Genomic DNA, 16,554 nt, shown 5'->3' with positions numbered 1-16,554 from the left:
ATTTGGAGAAAGAAATGCTGTGTCTAGGAATCAGCGGCGGACTTGACCAAGTCCATGAAAACCGATTCGAGCGTCCGAACGCCTTTATGCACGATGGCGCCGCGGTGCTCGTCCGAGACGGAAAGGTGATAGCCGCCGTAGAAGAGGAACGCCTCAATCGAATCAAGCACTCGAACAAGCTGCCAAGTGGTTCGATTCAATACTGTCTCTCGACGGCCGGGGTTCAGCTCAGCGACATTGATCGTGTCGCGGTCTACGCCAGCGAGCCCTATGCCAACGCCATGCTTGAAGGTATGTCCGCTTCCCAACCGGACATTCTCTCCACTCCGTTGGATGCTAAAATGTTGGTGCAGAACCTGTTAGCGCGTGAGTTCGGCACTAAGTTGGACAGTTCGCGTATTTCATTCGTAGGGCATCATCAGGCGCACGCCGTGAGCGCCTTTGCAATGTCGGGCTTCGAACAAAGTCTCATTCTAGCGATTGATGGCTGTGGTGATTTCCTGTCGGGCCTTGTGGCGGTAGGGTCTGGCACAGAAATTACGCAAATCGAGGCTTTCCCGGAGGACAATTCTCTTGGGCTGTTTTATCTCGAGACGATCCGCTGTCTCGGCTACGGCATGTTCGACGAGTATAAGGTAATGGGACTCGCGCCCTATGGCGACCCCGCTCCCTATCGCGAGCTCTTCGAGCAGTTGTACGAGCTCTCCGCCAACGGTGGCTACCGTGTTCACCTCGACCGCATCGGTCCGGCGTTGCTCCGCAACATCGAGATCAGGCGAAAGGGAATGCCTTTCACCCAGCAGCATCGAGATGTGAGTGCGTCACTGCAGGAAGCGCTTGAGCGGATCGTGTTCCACATTCTCCGGCACCACCGTGAGGCCACCGGCATGAAGCGGTTGTGTCTGGCGGGAGGGGTAGCCCACAACTGCACGATGAACGGCAAGCTGCTGTATTCAGGGCTTTTCGAAGACATCTTCGTGCAACCCGCGTCTCACGACGCTGGCTGCGCATTGGGAGCTGCGCTGATAGTCTCTAACGAGATGGGCCGCCCCGCGCCGCGTGAGCGACTGCAGGAGGTCTATTGGGGTCCTGATCTCGGGAGCGACCGCGCCGTGGAACAGGAACTGAATGCATGGTCCGGACATCTCGAGGTTGAACGCTCTTATGACGTAGCGAGCAGTGCAGCCCACTGGATCACCAACGGCGCCGTGATCGGCTGGGTGCAGGGTCGTTCGGAGTTTGGGCCACGTGCGCTGGGCAACCGCAGCATTCTTGCCGACCCTCGGCCCGCTGCAAACAAGGACCGGATCAATGCCATGGTCAAGAAGCGCGAAGGCTATAGGCCTTTCGCACCATCTGTGCTGGAAGAGGATGCGAGCGAATTTTTCGACCTCCCGGACGGTAAGCACGAATTTCCATTCATGAATTTCGTCGTTCGCGTGCGTGACTCAAAGCGCGCCTTGTTGGGTGCCATTACGCACGTCGACGGTACGGCTCGGCTGCAAACAGTATCGCGCGATGCCAACCCAGCTTACTGGGAGGTCATCAATGCCTTCAAGAAGCGGACAGGCACTCCAATTCTGCTCAATACGTCCTTTAACAACAATGCTGAACCGATCGTGGATACCGTTGCAGACGCGATTGCCACATTTTTGACGACAGAGCTGGATGGACTTGTGGTCGGGCCCTTCCTGGTAAAAAAACGGGCTGCAACGCTGCAGGATTGGACTGCGCTTGCGATTTCATTGCCTCCCTCAGTCTCCCTCCATCAAACCCGTGCTTACACAGCGCGAGATCATCAGGAGACTGTCTGCGAGATTATTCCGAACCACTCCAGCATTGACAGTGTGCGAATTTCAAACGACTTGTTTAATCTACTGATGCGGATCGAGGGCGAAGCCGTGTTGCGAGATCACCTCAATATGATTGAGCCGGATCAGGCCAGGCATGCAGCTCTAATGGAGGGCCTGCGAAGACTGTGGGAGCAGCGCCTGGTTCGGTTGCATCCCTCACAAGCTGGTCGGATGGATCATGGGTCCGATCAAACGCTGGACCAGCCCAATAAGCAATCAGCCTGATAGAGATGCACCTCAAGCTCGGCCAATCAAGGGTGTTTGTCGACCCCGCCTGCGAGCTCCCGCTGTGATTACGGGGTCGTCGCCTACGCGGCGGCGCCCACCAACATCTCCATCAGTCGCTTCGGCGACAAAGCCAATCATCTCCCGTAAGAGCAAGTGCTTTCGGGCAAGGTCTGCAGGTTCAAGGAGTTCGTTGAAGGCGCCGCCAGCTGGAGCTGCGTCGAGCGCATCATCGCGCATGGTCGAGCTCGGCGCCCAAGGGAAATCGCCCAATTCGACACGCGTGCGTTTGCGCCTCATTAAAAACCGCTGCGCGGGTGGTCGAGGTGAAATCGGAAGTCCGTCTGTGCCAGCCGACGACGTTCCCGCAGCGCATCCTGCACATCGCCCTCGATCGCATTCCTCAACTCGCGACATACGACGGGGCGCAGGCGCCGGAAACGAACCCGCCCACCGCAACCTGCAAACTCCCGCCTGTCCTCACGACGGAGCAATCCTGTCGCCTGACCAGGCGCGTGGAAAAGCATCACAAGGGTGACCACAGCGTCGCTTCAGGCCGTCAAACGCTATTGCCGTGCGTCAAGGCGGACTAGGTGACCCGTCGGGAAGCCGGCACCAGCGGCTTTGTCGGGACAAGACACATGCTATTGGGATTTGACCGCCGCAGCCGCGAGCATCGCTTCTCCCATCGCAATGGCCCCTTGGGCACGCAGCATTTCGCCAGGGTTCTGAATGTCGCGCAACTCTTTGTTCTGGCTGAGTTTTGATTTTCCAACCAGGCCGGTGATCTCGATCTCCAAGGCGACGATTGCCCTGACCATCGTGTCGATGAAGTCCTTCGGCGCGTCGCCCATCTTCCATGGGACCGGCTGCGAGGCTTCTTGCATGTGAGTGAGCTTCGCCACGTTGCGGCGCACATACCGCTCATCATCCCGGACAGTGATGCGTCCGTGGGCATGGACGACGAGATAGTTCCAGGTCGGCACCTGCTTGTGGAATTCATGCTTGCTCGGATACCAGTTCGGCGAGATGTAAGCGTCGGCCTCACGGAAGATTACGAGAACCTCATCGCCATTGGCGACTTCCTCCCAGACTGGGTTCTTGCGAGCGACATGGCAATTGAGAACGCCCTTGTCTCCCTTCGAGCGGTCAAGCTCGAAAGGGAGGTGGTTCGCGTCCAGCGTGCCTTTGCTTTGGGTGACGAGGATACCCAGCGGGTGTCTCTCGATAAGGTCAAACAGGGCGTTCTGATCAGGGACGGCAAAATGAGGCGGAACGTACAACGGTTTATCTCCTGTCGCGAATGTGCGGTTGTTAGTAATCGGCGGGGCCTTACGGAACGTGCCCCTGAATCTTCGCTGCCGTCGACGAGTGCCCCGGATTTCGGTGTCCACCACGCTCAAGCACCGCCATCGTGAAGTGGGCGGGCACATCAGATGCCGCCGCATATGAGTGAGGTTGGTCAGTGACAAGCCGCGCACTCTCGCCTTCGCTTAAAATTTCCACGTGGGTACCTACCACAACGCTCAGGGCACCCTGACTGACCGAGATCAGCTCGCGCGTATCCGGACTATGAGCGTCCGCGGAAAACACATCGCCCGGCATCATGACCCAGCTCCACAGTTCGAACATCGTGCGTCCCGAGGTCGACGAATGCAGTTGCGCAGAGCTTCCCTTGGCGCTCGTCCAAAGCCTCCTGGTCTCTGTCCGCTCGATGGGAAGGCGCACCGTGGAAGGGTGCTCGTTCAACAAATCGGCCACCGAGAGCGAAAACGCCGCCGCCAGCCGACACAGTATGCCGATACTGGGGTTCGCCCTACCCTGCTCCAGCGCGACCACGGTTCCCTTCGATAGGCCACTTAGTTTAGCCAGGCGATCCAGGGTCAGGCTTTGGTCACGCCTCAAGTCTCGGATCCGGGCTGCTATCGCTTGCCCAAGCGCTTGCTCGGCATCAAACGCTTCCGTAACATTGGTCATTATATTGACTTGGGTCCTCGGCTCACGTATTGCGGTCAGTATAATGACCGGCACGAAATTGCAACTGCCCGTTAGGAAGGAATAACCGATGCGTTTTGAGACGAAGGCGATCCACTGCGGCCGAGGTGTCGACGCGTCCACGGGGGCCGTATCCATGCCGCTGCACACCAGCACGACGTTCGAACGAGGCGCCAACGGGTCATTTCCGTCCGGCTTCGAATACACAAGGGATGGAAATCCGACACGCAATGCGTTCGAGGCGGCCATGGCGACGCTTGAGGGAGGGGGAGACGGCATCGCCTTCGCTTCGGGCATGGCCGCAATCGCTGCAGTTTTCGAGAGCCATCCGTCGGCGGGTCGGATCGTTCTGCCGGATGACATGTATTTCGGCATTCGTTCGCTGATCGAAGAGACCGACATTGGGTCTCGCTTCGACTTTGCCCCCGTCGACATGCGCGATTTGGACGCTTTGCGCGCCGCGGTGGCATCGAAGCGGACTGGCCTCGTCTGGGTCGAGACGCCGTCAAACCCGATGATCCGCGTTGTCGACATTGCGGCCATCTGCGCAATCGCGCACGAGGCAGACGCCTTGGCGGTGGTGGACAATACGTGGGCCACCCCAGTGCTTCAACTGCCACTCGAAATCGGGGCAGACGCGGTGATGCACTCGGCGACAAAGTACATTGGCGGCCACTCGGATTTGATGGCCGGTGTCGTCATTGTCCCAAACGCGTCACCCCTCGGTCGCCCATTGCGGATGGTCCAGAAACACAAGGGCAGCGTCGCAGCGCCCTTCGACTGTTGGCTGGCGTTGCGGGGCCTGCAGACATTGCCGGTCCGCATGCGCGCCCATTGCGAAGGCGCCCAGAAAGTGGCCGAGGCCCTGGCGTCTCATCCGCGCGTCGAAAAAGTGCTCTTTCCTGGTTTGCAAACTGATCCGGGACACGATCTTGCTACGCGGCAAATGAGCCATTACGGAGCGATGCTATCCTTTATCGTCGAGGGCGGAGCCGATGCTGCAATGGCCGTGGCCGGCCGCCTGAAGATTGTTGTCCGGGCGACAAGCCTTGGCGGGACGCATTCTCTGATAGAGCATCGCGCATCCGTTGAAGGTGCGAAGTCCAAAGCGCCAGGCGGATTGCTGCGAATTTCTGTAGGGCTTGAACATCCTCAGGACATTATAGATGACCTGATGCAGGCCCTAGGCGAAACCTGCAAAGCGGGAGTCCAATGACGGGTGCAAGAACTCTGGCGCCGCTTTACGTGACGGCTGGCGCAGCCGACGATCGGCAGAACAATGTTCCTGCTGAGTAGAACGCACGTCCTCTGGTGAACCCCTACCGCCGTGTCGCATTGTCTCGGGCGTGGTGGTCGCCTGGGTGATGAACGTCTTCGGGTTTCCGGACGATGGCCACGCGCTCGACCGGATAGCGGAAATACCCAGATTTGCCGTTGACCTACTGCTGCTCGACCTCGTCGGAGATCGCGGTCAACAGATGGGATGGATGTGCTGGCACTACGGCAGTTTGACAAGCCGGCCATCGGGGCGCTAGCACCGTCCAAAGCCAAGAGTCGCAGGGCAGAACTGACCGCACCCAGCTGGCTGCGGGACCCATCAGCTAACGGCCAGGTTGGTACCTCAAGGCGCATCAGCACCATGGATGTCACATTGTCCTTGTTGCGAGCGCGATTTCGGAACTTCGTTGTGACGCAGTCTGTGCACAGAGCGCACCGCTGTAAGCAAATGAGCGGACGAACGACACCCAGTGGAGGAGAGAAGTGATGCGGCGTCAAGATCCTCCGCGCTTTGCGGCAAACACACTGATCCCTCTTCACAACCCGGTCTTTCGTTCTATCTGGACAGCCACGCAGATATCCAGCCTTGGCTGGCTGGTGCAGAGCGTGGCTATAAGCTGGCTCATGGCGACGATTTCAGCCTCCCATCTAATGGTTGCGCTCGTACAGGCTGCATCGACACTGCCCGCGTTCTTCTTGTCGATCCTTGCTGGAGCCATTGCAGACAGCTTCAGCCGCCGCGGCGTGATGCTTGCCGGACACTGCCTTATCGCACTGGCATCCACGGCGCTGGCACTCGCTGTGGGACTGGGCTTTGTTAGTCCATGGCTGATCCTGGGACTGAGTTTCTTGGCCGGATGCGGCTTTGCCTTGAACGATCCAGCATGGCACGCGTCGGTAGGCGATATCCTGGAAAAGCGCGACATACCCGCCGCAGTGACGCTGATGTCGGTGGGCTACAACGTGGTTCGGAGCATAGGACCGGCGCTGGGCGGTGTAATCTTAGCTTTGCTAGGCCCCCTTACGGCTTTCGCCCTCGCTGCGCTGAGTGACTTGGTCCCGTTGAGCGCTGTTCTGCGCTCAAAGTGGCAAGTTCGCTTTTCGCCTCTTCCGCGCGAGCGGATGACTACGGCCATTCATGATGGCATGCGATTCACGGCAATATCCTCAGAGATCAGAGTGGCGATTGTGCGTGCAACCCTATTCGGGCTGTCAAGCATCTCGATCCTTGCTCTGCTCCCCCTCCTGGTTCGCGACCAGCTGGCGGGAGGGCCAATTGTTTACGGGGTGCTATTGGCTGGCTTCGGCACAGGCGCCTTCATAGCCGGCATTGGCAGCAGCTACTTGAGACGCATTACGTCCCAGAACCGATTGATCACGCTCGCATCCGTTGCTTGCGCAACGTGTTGCCTTTTGATGGCCCTCACATCGTCGGTGGCTGTGGCGGCGATCGCGCTTGCAATCGGTGGCGCTGGCTGGGTTGTCACCTGGACCGGAACCGACGTGTGTGTGCAGTTGGCAAGCCCAAGGTGGGTCGTTGGTCGGACCCTGTCCATCTATTACGCCCTGACCTACGGCGGCATGGCAGCGGGCAGCTGGATCTGGGGTGCTGTCGCGCAGTACTATTCGCTGACGTGGGCTTTGGAAGGTGCTGCAGCGGCACTGTTGCTGGTCGCGGCTGTGGGAAAGCTATTGCCAGTGCGGCTATGGGAGGAATCGGATCAAGCGGCCGTCGACTTCAGGCCACCAGAACTGGCCCTCCCTTTGAAACCCAGGAGCGGTCCGATCGTGATCAAGGTGGAGTACTCGATACCCGAGGAGAGTATCGATGAATTTCTGAGCTGCATGCGCGAAAGGCGGCGCGTTCAGAGCCGCGCCGGTGCGCGGGACTGGACCCTCCAGCGCGACCTTCAGAAGTCGACGCTTTGGACCGAGACATTCCGCACGCCGACATGGACGGACTATCTTCGTCTAAACCATCGGCTGACGGTGAATGACAGGGAGGTAGGCGAGCGCCTTGCCGCTCTGCACATGGGTGATTCTCCGCCTCGCATCTCACTTTCAATCGAGCGGTCGACAAGCCCCGCCCCCGGCAGCCAAGTCCAGCCTGTGCCTTTTGTATCGCGCCCGTGAGATAACCAAGACTTGTCTGGGCTTGGACACGGAACGAGCTACTCCTTGATTTGTCGAGCCTGCCCGGATTGCAAATCGTTCCGGCCGGTTAGGCGAGCATGAGAATTCGCGCGGCAATTATGTCAATCACGGGTCCCATGTTCAGCCCGCCCCCTCTGCCGCCAGATCGGCTTGAGCACGGATTCAGGTCGCCCATCCTTTGCATAGCGGCGGGCAACGAATAGCAAGGGGGCGGAGGGTATCCTCGTCTGCGAAGCGGGCAGAGGAGGAATCCGCAAGGCGGGTTGCTGGGGAGAGGGGTCGCGCGCCTCTTTCCGCCTCACTTAGAAACGTGCGGCCAAGCACGTTCATGTCGGCCGTGGGCGGCCGCAACAATTGCCTACAAGGCGCAAGCGTCGTCACATATTAAGCGTAGTCGCGCGACAACCATCCGTGGTCACGCGCAATCCTGCGAATTGTCAAGCGGAGACAACGATCGCGGCACCAAGCAAAGTGGCGAACCCGATTCTGCTCGGGAGATCCCAAAGCTCTCCGAACCCTATTAGATTCATGAAGCGAAACACGGCGCCCTGAAGCAGGTAAAGCAGCAGTGTGCTCTGACCAAGCTCCACCGCAACAAAGCGAGCTACGCGAGTTGAATGGCCAACTCTCCAGCATAGGAACATAAGCTGCATTGTGACTGCAGAAGTTGCTACGGAGCCAATGAACATCAGCAACACTTGTCTCGCCGACTCTCCATCGTGATCGAAACGAGATTGTTGTAGACGTAAGTCTCCCTTCCCCAAACAAGAAAGCACACTCACGGCGTGCCGAGCAGCTTGGCCAAGGAGCCGCACTGGGGCCTCCGGAGTGAGTGTTATCGCTCAAGCAGCCACGTCGGCGCGGCCTAAAATCTTCGATGAGCGCGTCAGGAGAGCGTCGATCTCCACATTTCTTCCAGGAGATCGTCCCCACATCATCATGGCCACGGCTCTAACGGGCTGGTGCCCTCCCTTTCCCGTTTTTTGTCTCGATGCTCGGTTGCGCCGCCCGCCGGGGCAAGGCAAAAAAATCGTCGAGGCTGAGCCCCCACTGCGGCTTCGGCGAAATATTCATCCACGGGTTCGCATCACCGCGGGCAGCGGGCGAGTTCGTCGATAGGAGTGCGGATGGAAGTAGGCGATGCACATCGTCACCAGCGGCTCAGATTGTGTGAGCTCCACGGCTCGCTGGTTTCCGCCGACGACGGCGCGGACGGCATCGGTATGCGCAGAGCGGGTCCGTCGGCTTGGCGTCAGTTTCGGGGCAAGGGGCTATTGCTGGTCGCGCGGCGCTGAGTTGGGCGGAAGGATCGACGGCGCAACCCGGGGCTCCCGCGCGACGAGCAGGTTTTTTTCCCGGTCTGACCTGGCCTCGACTCCAGATGTCGCGATGACCGACGTGGCCGGCGCGATTGAACGGGTCTCATGCCCAAAGCTGCCTCGGTGCCCAGTAGCGGCACCGCATGACCCACCCGGCGCTGCTCGAAGTAAACCGCGGCCAGCCAACATCCGAAGGTGCGCCAGACCCGATGTCGCGGCGGCCTGATGGCTCTGGCGCCGTGCCGCGGCAGAAAGCTGCCGATCTCGTCTGGCATGGTCGCTGACCGCATCGTCACCCGGGCCATCGCAGCGACTTTTCTCCGTTACAAAGTCCCCGCGGGACGGACTGCCAGTTCACGCCAGGGCCAACAGCACCCGCAGGGGCGACCGCCGCGTCTGCCGGTCCTGCGAGTAGAATAAGATCGGGAAGTGCGGCTTCATCCTCGATGCCAGAGCTCGCTTCGCCGTACCGCGGCCGCCATAGCCCCTTGCGCTATCACGAGTCAGCCCACCTTTCTAGCTGGCAGCCATCGGGAGCCGATCCGCAACCACAGGGCGGCACCTGTCGGCCCGGCTTCCGTGTCAACGCAGAACATGATGCATATTCCCAGCGCTTTTTGACAGAGCGAACTACAAAATGCAGAACACTGACTCTCCGCCAAATGAATGCTGCGAGCAAGCAGCAGGCGGAGGAACTCCGTCTGGGCTGAGTACCTGTTTCAAAGTGAACAAATAAATTGTAGCCAGTTCACGAAACGCCAGGCCCGCTCCTCTGCCGTCCGATCGTCCAGGAAATCCCCTCGGCGCGCACCACGCCAGACACCTCCTTGCCGATATGATGCTCAAGCACCGGCCGCCAGGGCACCAGCGTGAACTCGCGCGATTTCTCGATGACAGCGTATTTTCCGCCGGCGAGCTCGACGCAGCGGCGCAGCGTACCGTCTATTCGATTGCCATGCTGCGCTTCAGAATACGAGAGCCCGAGTTCGTCCGAGAGCTGACTGGCAACACGGTTCAGCTCTCGTTGGCGCAGCATTGAAAGCATGTTGGCGCGATAGATGACCCGATCCTGCGCATCATGGGCAAGACCTTGCGCGATCAGCCACTGCTGTCGGCGGGCCTGGACCTGACGTACTTCTCGACCGAAGCCAGAGTCGCGCAAGGACTCAGGGTGGGCTGATACCAGCTCCTGGTCGATCCAGGTGGCGCCGTCAAAGCCTACTTGGCTCTCCAGCGGCATTGATGAGAGCTTGTCGACGACAACAGGCTGGGCCCTCGCTCGTTGACGCTCGTAATCCGCGACGCGGTTGAGATGGTCGGGCGCGACTGTCCATGTGCCGTCCGGCTCGCGCTCGACGCCACCGGTCGCACGGCGGATCGCCTCCAGTCGCCGCACGTGCGTTTCGGCAAAGCGTTCGGTGGCCGAGGGGTCATGCTTGAGATGGATATCGATGCTGTAGCGCCCGTCGTTGACCGTGGCGATGCCGGCAATTGTGCGGTCGACTTTTCTTGGCCCGGTGTCCCTCGGCCTGATCCGCACTATGCAGCCTTCTGGTGTCGGTTGGGTGGCCTCGCCTTTGCCGATATCAAAATAGTGGCTTTTGCCGTCCACGCCGTCGACGACGAGGTAATGGCGGTCAGTGATTTCGTCGGCCAGCCCGCGCCCGACGACACGTCCGACCACGGTTTGGGCCGACCCGTCGGATCGATCGTGGATAAGATAGTCGGCGGCACTGCGGACGAGCCCCTTGCCGGTCAGCTCGCGATGGATGGTCTTGACAATGTCGCCGCGCTCGCCGATGCGGCGTAGCGTGGCTTCGAGCTCATCCTCCAGGCGCCAGCGACCCGAAGGCATCTCCTCGGCGAGGCCCATCCGCTCGAGCTTGCGCAGGCGGCCCTGGTGCAGCGTCTGGCGAAAGGTGTCTCGGCTGGCTGGTGAGACATGCCCCTCGTCGCGCATGCGCATCAGCTGCCGGTCGATGCTGGTGAAGCGTTCCTGCTCCATCTCCTGGCGCAAGCGCTGCTCGATCTCGCGGTCGGTGCGCGGGCCAAGGTCGAGGCTAACCAGTTCGGCTGCGCGCTCGCGCAGGCCAGAGGAGATGTAGTCCCGCGCGATGACGAGGTTTTCGCCGTGATCGTCCCTGCCGCGCACGATGATGTGGGTGTGAGGATGGCCGGTGTTGAAATGGTCGACGGCCACCCAGTCTAGCCTGGTGCCGAGGTCTTCTTCCATTTGCGCCATGAGGCGCCGGGTGAGCAGCTTCAGGTCATCATACTCGATACCGTCTTCAGGGGCGACGATGAAGCGGAACTGATGACGGTCACCGTTCGCGCGATCGAGAAAGGCCCTGCCGTCCGCGTGGTCTTTGTCGGCAGCGTAGAGCTCGCCACGCTCGCCTTCCCGGGTGACGCCGTCGCGCTGGAGGTAGCGGAGGTGCGCACGAGCTCCGTCGACTCCCTTGCCGGCCAGCTTGACGATGCGTGCCTTGACGACTGCGCGCCGCTGCCGAAACGCCGCGTGGCGGTCGCGTGCTCTAAGAACGGCGGCAGCAGCCCCGCCGCGCCCCACCCGGCTTCCGATGAAGCGGCTGCCGCGTCCGCTCCTGCCGCCTGCTCGGTTGACCGCGGCCTGGACCTGGCCAGCGTAGCGTTTGCCCGCCTTCGAGCCGCGCGAGCCAATTTTGCCGAGCCTCGGCGTGAATTCGTCATCCTGCATGCGGCCTCCGATGAACCAGCAGCAAAATCAGAGGCTTGCGCGCCAGACCCTCCTGGACCCGCAGGCAACCTCCCGGGAAAACGATGTGCAGACAAACACTTCGCCGCCTCAGGAGGCGATGCCTTTATCTTGCCTTCCGCGGACCTGCCTCCCTGCCCCCCGCCCGAACCGCGGTAGCCGCTGCCCTCACCTGCGATCCGGCCGGCCTGACCTTGCTCGCTCCGATCCGAGCGGCACCAGGAGGTGGCCATTCGGGCCGGTCACGGAAACACCGTTTCGGAGGAAAAACAGCGACTGCCCGGAAGGGATTCCCGGCGCGCTTTTGGAACGGGATTTGTCGGTGAGCGCGTCCATATCGGCGGCCGAAATGCCCGCCGCCTTGACCTCTTCCAGATACGAAACCGTCTCGCTGGGCAGTGGCCGCCCACGCTGCAAATGCTGTTCGTAGCGCTCCGGCCCGGCGTTATAGGCTGCAAACAGGCCTGGAAATCCGAAGCGGTCATACATGGCGCGCAGATAGGCAGTGCCTGCCAGAATGTTGTCGCGAGGGTCGTGCGGGGCGGCTCCCAGGCCAAGCTCTGCGCGCAACTCCTCGTAGGTGCCTGGCATCACCTGCATCAGGCCAATGGCACCGGCGCTCGACGTGACCGGCCGTCCATTGAGCCTTGTCTGCCCCCGGCTTTCGGCATCCATGACGGCATAAATCCAAGTCTGTGGAATGCTGAAACGCCGGCTTGCTTCGGCTACGAAGGGCTGCCATCTTGCAAGCTGCGGACTATGGGAGATGACGACCGGCTTCGTGTTGGTCGCCGCGGAACAGGAGCATGGTGCGAGAGACACCATGCCCAGCATCAGGAGGGTCACTCGGTCCATAGCGGCACGAGCCTCCCGATGATATTTTCGGTCGGCACCGGCCCGAAATAGCGGCTGTCGAACGAGCGATTTTTGTCGCTGCCGAGTAGGAAAACCTCGGCAGCGGCGAGCTTTCGGCAGGCATTCCACGAAGGCAGCGGACGGTGCTGCGTGTCGGTTGCAAGCCGGCGCGCGACAATCTCGCCGCCGATGATGATGGCGTCGCCGAAGGCGCAGACGTGCTCGCCAGCCAGCGCGGCAAGGTGCTTGACCAGCGGCACGTTGCTGGGCAGATAGAAGCGTTCGGCGGCCAGATCGACGACCGGTTTTGGCGGGCGGACGAGTACGAGATCACCAAGAGCCGGCGATCCGGACGCGACGCGATAGAGGCCGACCGGCGCACTCGCCGAGGCGTTCCAGACCAGCCAGGGCGATGGTTTGCCGAAGGCGGCGAAGCCGATCAGGGCAAGGCCCATCGTGGCCATGGCGATCGTCTTGCGCGCCCGAATGCGCCGCAGATGGCTGCCGATCAGATGGATGGTGGGACGCCGGCTCATGAGCGGCCTCCCTCGCCGGCCGAGCCGGAATCGTGCCCGCCGTCCTCGGGCCCGGTCTCCTGCGCGTGCCCCTTCGACCAATCGTCGAGTTCGTCGATGTGATAGCGGACATAGCGGCCGTGCTTGCGGAATTGCGGGCCGCCGCCTTTGAGGCGCATCTTCTCCAGCGTGCGCTGGGACAGCCCGATATAGAAGGCGGCTTGCGCGGTATTGAGAAACGGACTGCCCTTCTTGGCGCGGGCTGCGCGTTCGTTTTCGTCGTCCATGATGATCCTCGTTTCGCTACGGACAAGCGAAGGCGAGGATCGGCGAGCGAGATCGTTTTGGGGACGGGCGAAGAGTGGGAGGCGAGTTTTCGCCGCCCCCTTCGGCGGCCTCACGGGTCCTGAGAGAGGACCCCGCGCCGGTGGCGGCGCGGGGCTTTCCGGATCGGCCGGTTAGTCGACCGGGTTCCAGATGATGGCGTAAGTGTCGTCGTCATCCTGGCCGGCGGCGCGGCCGAGATTGGCGTAGAGCTTGCGGGGGCCAAACTCGGGGGCGGCAATCGACAGGCTCACATAGTCCTTGCCGGAGGTCTCGCCGGTGCGGATCCAGCCCGCACCCACTTCGACCCCTTGCGTCAGCACCCGGAAGTCGGGATGGGTGTCGGCGCTCTTTGCCTGATTGGGCACGATATCGATGTCGGCGCGGACGCTGAGCGTCTTGAGCTGGCCCTTGTAGCCGCCGTTTTCCTGTTTGGTGACGTATCCGATCGCGGTCATTTCCAGTCTCCTCTTGGTGCTCGCAAGGGACCATTCCCCTGCGATGGCGGACCGTGATGGGCGCGTCCGGACCGCCGGAACCGGGACGGCCGCAGCGATAGCGGAGGACCCGCGCGGGCAGCTTTTTTGAAGCGAAGCGGCGCGAGGAAGCCGCCGCAGGCGGCGGGGAAAAAAGCTGCCGGCGAGGGTTTCGGGCGGGCCTGATCCGCCCATAGGTCGACAAGCCAGCCGCAGGGAATGGTCCCCGAGACACAATGGAGACAGGTGGCGCGATCGGTGACACAAGAAGCCGGCCGCAATGCAGAGCGCCGGCTGCGCGGGCTCTGTCGGCAACCGGATCGGACAATTGGCCCCATGGGCCTTTGGCGCCTCAGCAAGCAACCCGGCGCGGTGCGGGGCTGCCGAAATGGGGCGAACTGGCGTCGGAATTTCTCGCGCGCGGCACTGGCTCGACAAGACGCCCAATCGGCAGCCGGCGTGGCCCGTAGCGGCGCGCGCGACCTGAGCGGCGGTAATCGAGAGAACCGCCGCTCGGGCCCTGATCGACTATTCGCGCACGAACAGCGGCTGCACTTGTGTCCACTGATCGGCGGTGCGGAGCCGCTGCGGCTGGTGTAGCTTTCGGCCGGGAATTTCATCCAGCGCGGCAGCCAGGTCTCGACCCAGGGGCGGCCATTCTCGCCCGCCAGGAAGTCGCGGATGATGTTCTTTTGCGTCTTGACCTTCTCGGCGACATTGCCGTCCGCGACCAGCTTGCCGCCGACGTCGGCCAGCATCGAATTGGCGATTTCCTTGTCGCGCAAGAGGTCGAAGAAGGCATCGTCCGGTTGCCACCATATGCCCATGTCGACGTTCAGGTGGTTGCCGAGCGCCTCGACGACGGCGCTGCCGGCTGCAAGCGTCTCGGCCATGACAAGGGTGAGAACGCGCATGACATCGTCGTCGCAGAGCGCCAAGAGGCGCGCGAACACGCCGGCGATAGCAACGGCGTCGCCATTGCCGCCGGCGACCAAGCTATCCTCATCCGGTGATCCGAGCAGGGCCAATACCTCGCGCCGCTTTTTGCCGAATGCGGCGTCAGCCTTGCAGCCGGCAAGGCTGGCAGTTACCGTCTCGTTGGCTGCGCGCTGCGGCTCAGGCCGCACCTGCCACAGGCCCGAACCGGTGATGGCGTGCGCCACCACGAGGCGCAGCGCCACGGCGGGATGGTCGAGCATGGCCGCGCGCACGGCGGCATGGCGATGCAGATCGATATAGTTGTGCATCGGGCCGGTGACTTCGGGGCGCGGCAGCTTGGCGGCTGTTTCTTCTTGCTCGCCGCCCTCGCGGGCGCGGCGGGCTTCCTTGCGTGACAGCCAGCCCTCGTGACACTCGACCTCGCCGCGATGCGAGACAGTGATGACGATCTTGCCGCCCTTCTTCTTCGGGGTCTTCTCGTGGTCCCATGCGTGGAAATACTGGCCCGGTTCCAGCGCACAACCTCGCTCCAGCCCTCGTTGAGATAGGTGTCGCGTTTGGTGGCAATCGCTTCGTTCTGCTTTTGCCAGAACAGGTCGGCATCGGCGAAATAGCTGTCCTCGCCGAACAGGTCCGAGGTGATCAGGCCGGGATACTCCTCGATGGCAAACAGTGCCACCTTGGTGGAATCGACTGGCCGCCGAACAGCCATTGCTTCAATTGATAGCCACGCGGCGCGTATTGATCGGGATCGGCACAGAGTGCCAGCCAGTCCTTCTGCTGCGCCTTGGAAGACATGGTGAGATGGCGCACCGGCTCGGTGTCGATCTCCTCGCGCCGATAGGCTTCGCGGATTTTGGGCAAGAGGTCGCCAAGCGCCAGAATGCGTTTGACCTTGAGATCAGTGATGCCGAAGGTCACAGCGGTGTCGAGAACGGTGCGGCCTTGCCTGACAAGCCGCGAAACGTCTCGCATTGCCATACTTCGTCAGGATCGAGGCGGGCGAGGTTTTCGATCAGCGAAGCTTCCAGCGCATCGGCGTCGTCACCGTCCTCCATGATGGCGCAGGGCAAGGGATCGCCTTCACCGCGCTCGTCGGCAAGCGATTTCGCGGCGAAATAGCGCCGCCTGCCGGCGACGATCTCGAAGGTTTCCGGCTGGCCGTTCGGCCCTACAAGGAGTGGCACCAGCACGCCGCGCGCACGCACGCAGGGCAGGATGTCGGATATGTCGGGCGCGGTTTTCCATGGCGCATGTTGAGCGGAATGTTGAGCTGATCCAAGGGAATGTGGGCAAGCTGCATGGTTACTCTCCTTTCGCTTTGGTTAAGGTTGTCCCCGCCGCGGAGGCCGAAGGCCGACGCGGCGGGACGGTTTTTGCGCCTATCGGCGCTGCTGTTCCGCCGTGTCGGGCGGAAGCTCGGAATGGGGCTTTGATAGGGCGTCTGCTGCCTGCCGCAGCAGTCGCTCGGCCTCGGTGACGTGGCCGCAAAGTGCGGGCGGCTTCGGCATGGACGGAGATCGGAAAGCGCGCCTGGAAATGCAGGTCGCGCTCTATGCCGAGGCCAAGCGGCCCTTTTACGGATGCAAGCTCGGCCAGACTGACGCTGCCAAGTTCGGGGAAGCCGAAGCCGAGATCGCAAAGACCGAACAGCGTGTCGCCATCGGCGTCGAGTTCGCTCAGAAGCGAGGTCGCGGCGGCGCCATGGGCGAGCAGTCGTGCGCGCAGTGGATTGGTGATCAGGATCATGGAAAGACTCCTTGTCAGAACGGGTCGCGTTGACTTCTTGCGTCCGGCGGGAGAAAGGTTCACCGGACCTTCCTCTGATCCGCCTCCCCATTAGAGACCGACCTCGAGCAGCTTTGCGCCGCGCGCGGACACATCGGC

Annotated in this window: 13 protein-coding genes and 2 pseudogenes; 3 read left to right on the top strand and 12 right to left on the bottom strand. The window is 61.7% G+C overall.

Annotated elements, in window-relative coordinates; genetic code table 11:
- Window positions 1–14 precede the first annotated feature (14 nt).
- Window positions 15–2,078 (top strand): carbamoyltransferase family protein, encoded by a 2,064-nt coding sequence (locus NKI46_RS27605; protein WP_023708043.1) that lies wholly within the window; start codon window positions 15–17, stop codon window positions 2,076–2,078.
- 644 nt (window positions 2,079–2,722) lie between these two features.
- On the opposite strand, the gene NKI46_RS27600 is transcribed toward NKI46_RS27605, so the two are convergent.
- Together NKI46_RS27600 and NKI46_RS27595 are read right to left on the bottom strand one after the other, a co-directional pair.
- Entirely contained in the window at window positions 2,723–3,361 is a 639-nt protein-coding gene (locus NKI46_RS27600; RefSeq protein WP_023672382.1) for an FMN-binding negative transcriptional regulator, read from the bottom strand.
- A 49-nt stretch (window positions 3,362–3,410) separates the two neighbouring features.
- The gene (locus tag NKI46_RS27595) at window positions 3,411–4,055 is read right to left on the bottom strand and encodes a helix-turn-helix domain-containing protein (protein WP_023709150.1); all 645 of its coding nucleotides are present in this window, start codon (window positions 4,053–4,055) and stop codon (window positions 3,411–3,413) included.
- 88 nt (window positions 4,056–4,143) lie between these two features.
- Here NKI46_RS27595 and NKI46_RS27590 point away from each other — a divergent pair, with 88 nt between their 5' ends.
- Both NKI46_RS27590 and NKI46_RS27585 read left to right on the top strand, forming a co-directional pair.
- The gene (locus tag NKI46_RS27590) at window positions 4,144–5,289 is read left to right on the top strand and encodes a trans-sulfuration enzyme family protein (protein ID WP_352748992.1); all 1,146 of its coding nucleotides are present in this window, start codon (window positions 4,144–4,146) and stop codon (window positions 5,287–5,289) included.
- A gap of 548 nt (window positions 5,290–5,837) precedes the next feature.
- Entirely contained in the window at window positions 5,838–7,484 is a 1,647-nt protein-coding gene (locus tag NKI46_RS27585) for an MFS transporter (RefSeq protein ID WP_352748989.1), read from the top strand.
- Between the two features lie 405 nt (window positions 7,485–7,889).
- On the opposite strand, the pseudogene NKI46_RS27580 reads toward NKI46_RS27585, so the two are convergent.
- The 10 genes and pseudogenes from NKI46_RS27580 to NKI46_RS27535 form a co-directional block, all read right to left on the bottom strand.
- A pseudogene (locus NKI46_RS27580) lies at window positions 7,890–8,283 on the bottom strand (nodulation factor fucose acetyltransferase NolL); the annotation flags it as partial.
- Between the two features lie 1,289 nt (window positions 8,284–9,572).
- Window positions 9,573–11,540: a relaxase/mobilization nuclease RlxS gene (gene rlxS / locus NKI46_RS27575; RefSeq protein WP_352590770.1), complete on the bottom strand. Its 1,968-nt coding sequence runs from the start codon at window positions 11,538–11,540 to the stop codon at window positions 9,573–9,575.
- A gap of 186 nt (window positions 11,541–11,726) precedes the next feature.
- Window positions 11,727–12,383: a lytic transglycosylase domain-containing protein gene (locus tag NKI46_RS27570; RefSeq protein WP_348531817.1), complete on the bottom strand. Its 657-nt coding sequence runs from the start codon at window positions 12,381–12,383 to the stop codon at window positions 11,727–11,729.
- 17 nt (window positions 12,384–12,400) lie between these two features.
- The gene (locus NKI46_RS27565; RefSeq protein ID WP_023711845.1) at window positions 12,401–12,949 is read right to left on the bottom strand and encodes a S26 family signal peptidase; all 549 of its coding nucleotides are present in this window, start codon (window positions 12,947–12,949) and stop codon (window positions 12,401–12,403) included.
- On the bottom strand, window positions 12,946–13,215 hold the full coding sequence (locus NKI46_RS27560; protein ID WP_023672373.1) for a helix-turn-helix transcriptional regulator: 270 nt from the start codon (window positions 13,213–13,215) through the stop codon (window positions 12,946–12,948). The genes NKI46_RS27565 and NKI46_RS27560 overlap by 4 nt, the downstream gene beginning before the upstream one ends.
- Before the next feature lie 171 nt (window positions 13,216–13,386).
- The gene (locus tag NKI46_RS27555) at window positions 13,387–13,710 is read right to left on the bottom strand and encodes a DUF736 domain-containing protein (protein ID WP_023672372.1); all 324 of its coding nucleotides are present in this window, start codon (window positions 13,708–13,710) and stop codon (window positions 13,387–13,389) included.
- The gene (locus NKI46_RS27550) at window positions 13,707–14,927 is read right to left on the bottom strand and encodes a hypothetical protein (protein ID WP_352748986.1); all 1,221 of its coding nucleotides are present in this window, start codon (window positions 14,925–14,927) and stop codon (window positions 13,707–13,709) included. Before NKI46_RS27550 ends, NKI46_RS27555 begins: the two co-directional genes overlap by 4 nt.
- A 382-nt stretch (window positions 14,928–15,309) precedes the next feature.
- Window positions 15,310–15,642, bottom strand: coding sequence for a hypothetical protein (locus NKI46_RS27545; protein WP_352748984.1), 333 nt, complete (start codon window positions 15,640–15,642; stop codon window positions 15,310–15,312).
- Window positions 15,585–15,854, bottom strand: a complete 270-nt coding sequence (locus NKI46_RS27540) for a ParB/RepB/Spo0J family partition protein (protein ID WP_502896844.1) — start codon at window positions 15,852–15,854, stop codon at window positions 15,585–15,587. Before NKI46_RS27540 ends, NKI46_RS27545 begins: the two co-directional genes overlap by 58 nt.
- A 195-nt stretch (window positions 15,855–16,049) precedes the next feature.
- Window positions 16,050–16,416 (bottom strand): annotated as a pseudogene (locus tag NKI46_RS27535) (DUF2958 domain-containing protein).
- Window positions 16,417–16,554 lie beyond the last annotated feature (138 nt).

Source organism: Mesorhizobium sp. M0615 (assembly GCF_040320805.1).
Taxonomy (GTDB): domain Bacteria; phylum Pseudomonadota; class Alphaproteobacteria; order Rhizobiales; family Rhizobiaceae; genus Mesorhizobium.
The sequence above is the reverse complement of the archived record's forward strand: the minus strand, read 5'-3'. Positions and strand labels throughout refer to the sequence as shown.

Bases quoted from the DNA above. Each gene is read 5' to 3' on its own strand.
- NKI46_RS27605 (WP_023708043.1), top strand. From the start codon at position 15: ATGCTGTGTCTAGGAATCAGCGGCGGACTTGACCAAGTCCATGAAAAC.
- NKI46_RS27595 (WP_023709150.1), bottom strand. From the start codon at position 4,055: ATGACCAATGTTACGGAAGCGTTTGATGCCGAGCAAGCGCTTGGGCAA.
- NKI46_RS27590 (WP_352748992.1), top strand. From the start codon at position 4,144: ATGCGTTTTGAGACGAAGGCGATCCACTGCGGCCGAGGTGTCGACGCG.
- NKI46_RS27585 (WP_352748989.1), top strand. From the start codon at position 5,838: ATGCGGCGTCAAGATCCTCCGCGCTTTGCGGCAAACACACTGATCCCT.
- rlxS (WP_352590770.1), bottom strand. From the start codon at position 11,540: ATGCAGGATGACGAATTCACGCCGAGGCTCGGCAAAATTGGCTCGCGC.
- NKI46_RS27570 (WP_348531817.1), bottom strand. From the start codon at position 12,383: ATGGTGTCTCTCGCACCATGCTCCTGTTCCGCGGCGACCAACACGAAG.
- NKI46_RS27565 (WP_023711845.1), bottom strand. From the start codon at position 12,949: ATGAGCCGGCGTCCCACCATCCATCTGATCGGCAGCCATCTGCGGCGC.
- NKI46_RS27560 (WP_023672373.1), bottom strand. From the start codon at position 13,215: ATGGACGACGAAAACGAACGCGCAGCCCGCGCCAAGAAGGGCAGTCCG.
- NKI46_RS27555 (WP_023672372.1), bottom strand. From the start codon at position 13,710: ATGACCGCGATCGGATACGTCACCAAACAGGAAAACGGCGGCTACAAG.
- NKI46_RS27550 (WP_352748986.1), bottom strand. From the start codon at position 14,927: ATGCTCGACCATCCCGCCGTGGCGCTGCGCCTCGTGGTGGCGCACGCC.
- NKI46_RS27545 (WP_352748984.1), bottom strand. From the start codon at position 15,642: ATGCGAGACGTTTCGCGGCTTGTCAGGCAAGGCCGCACCGTTCTCGAC.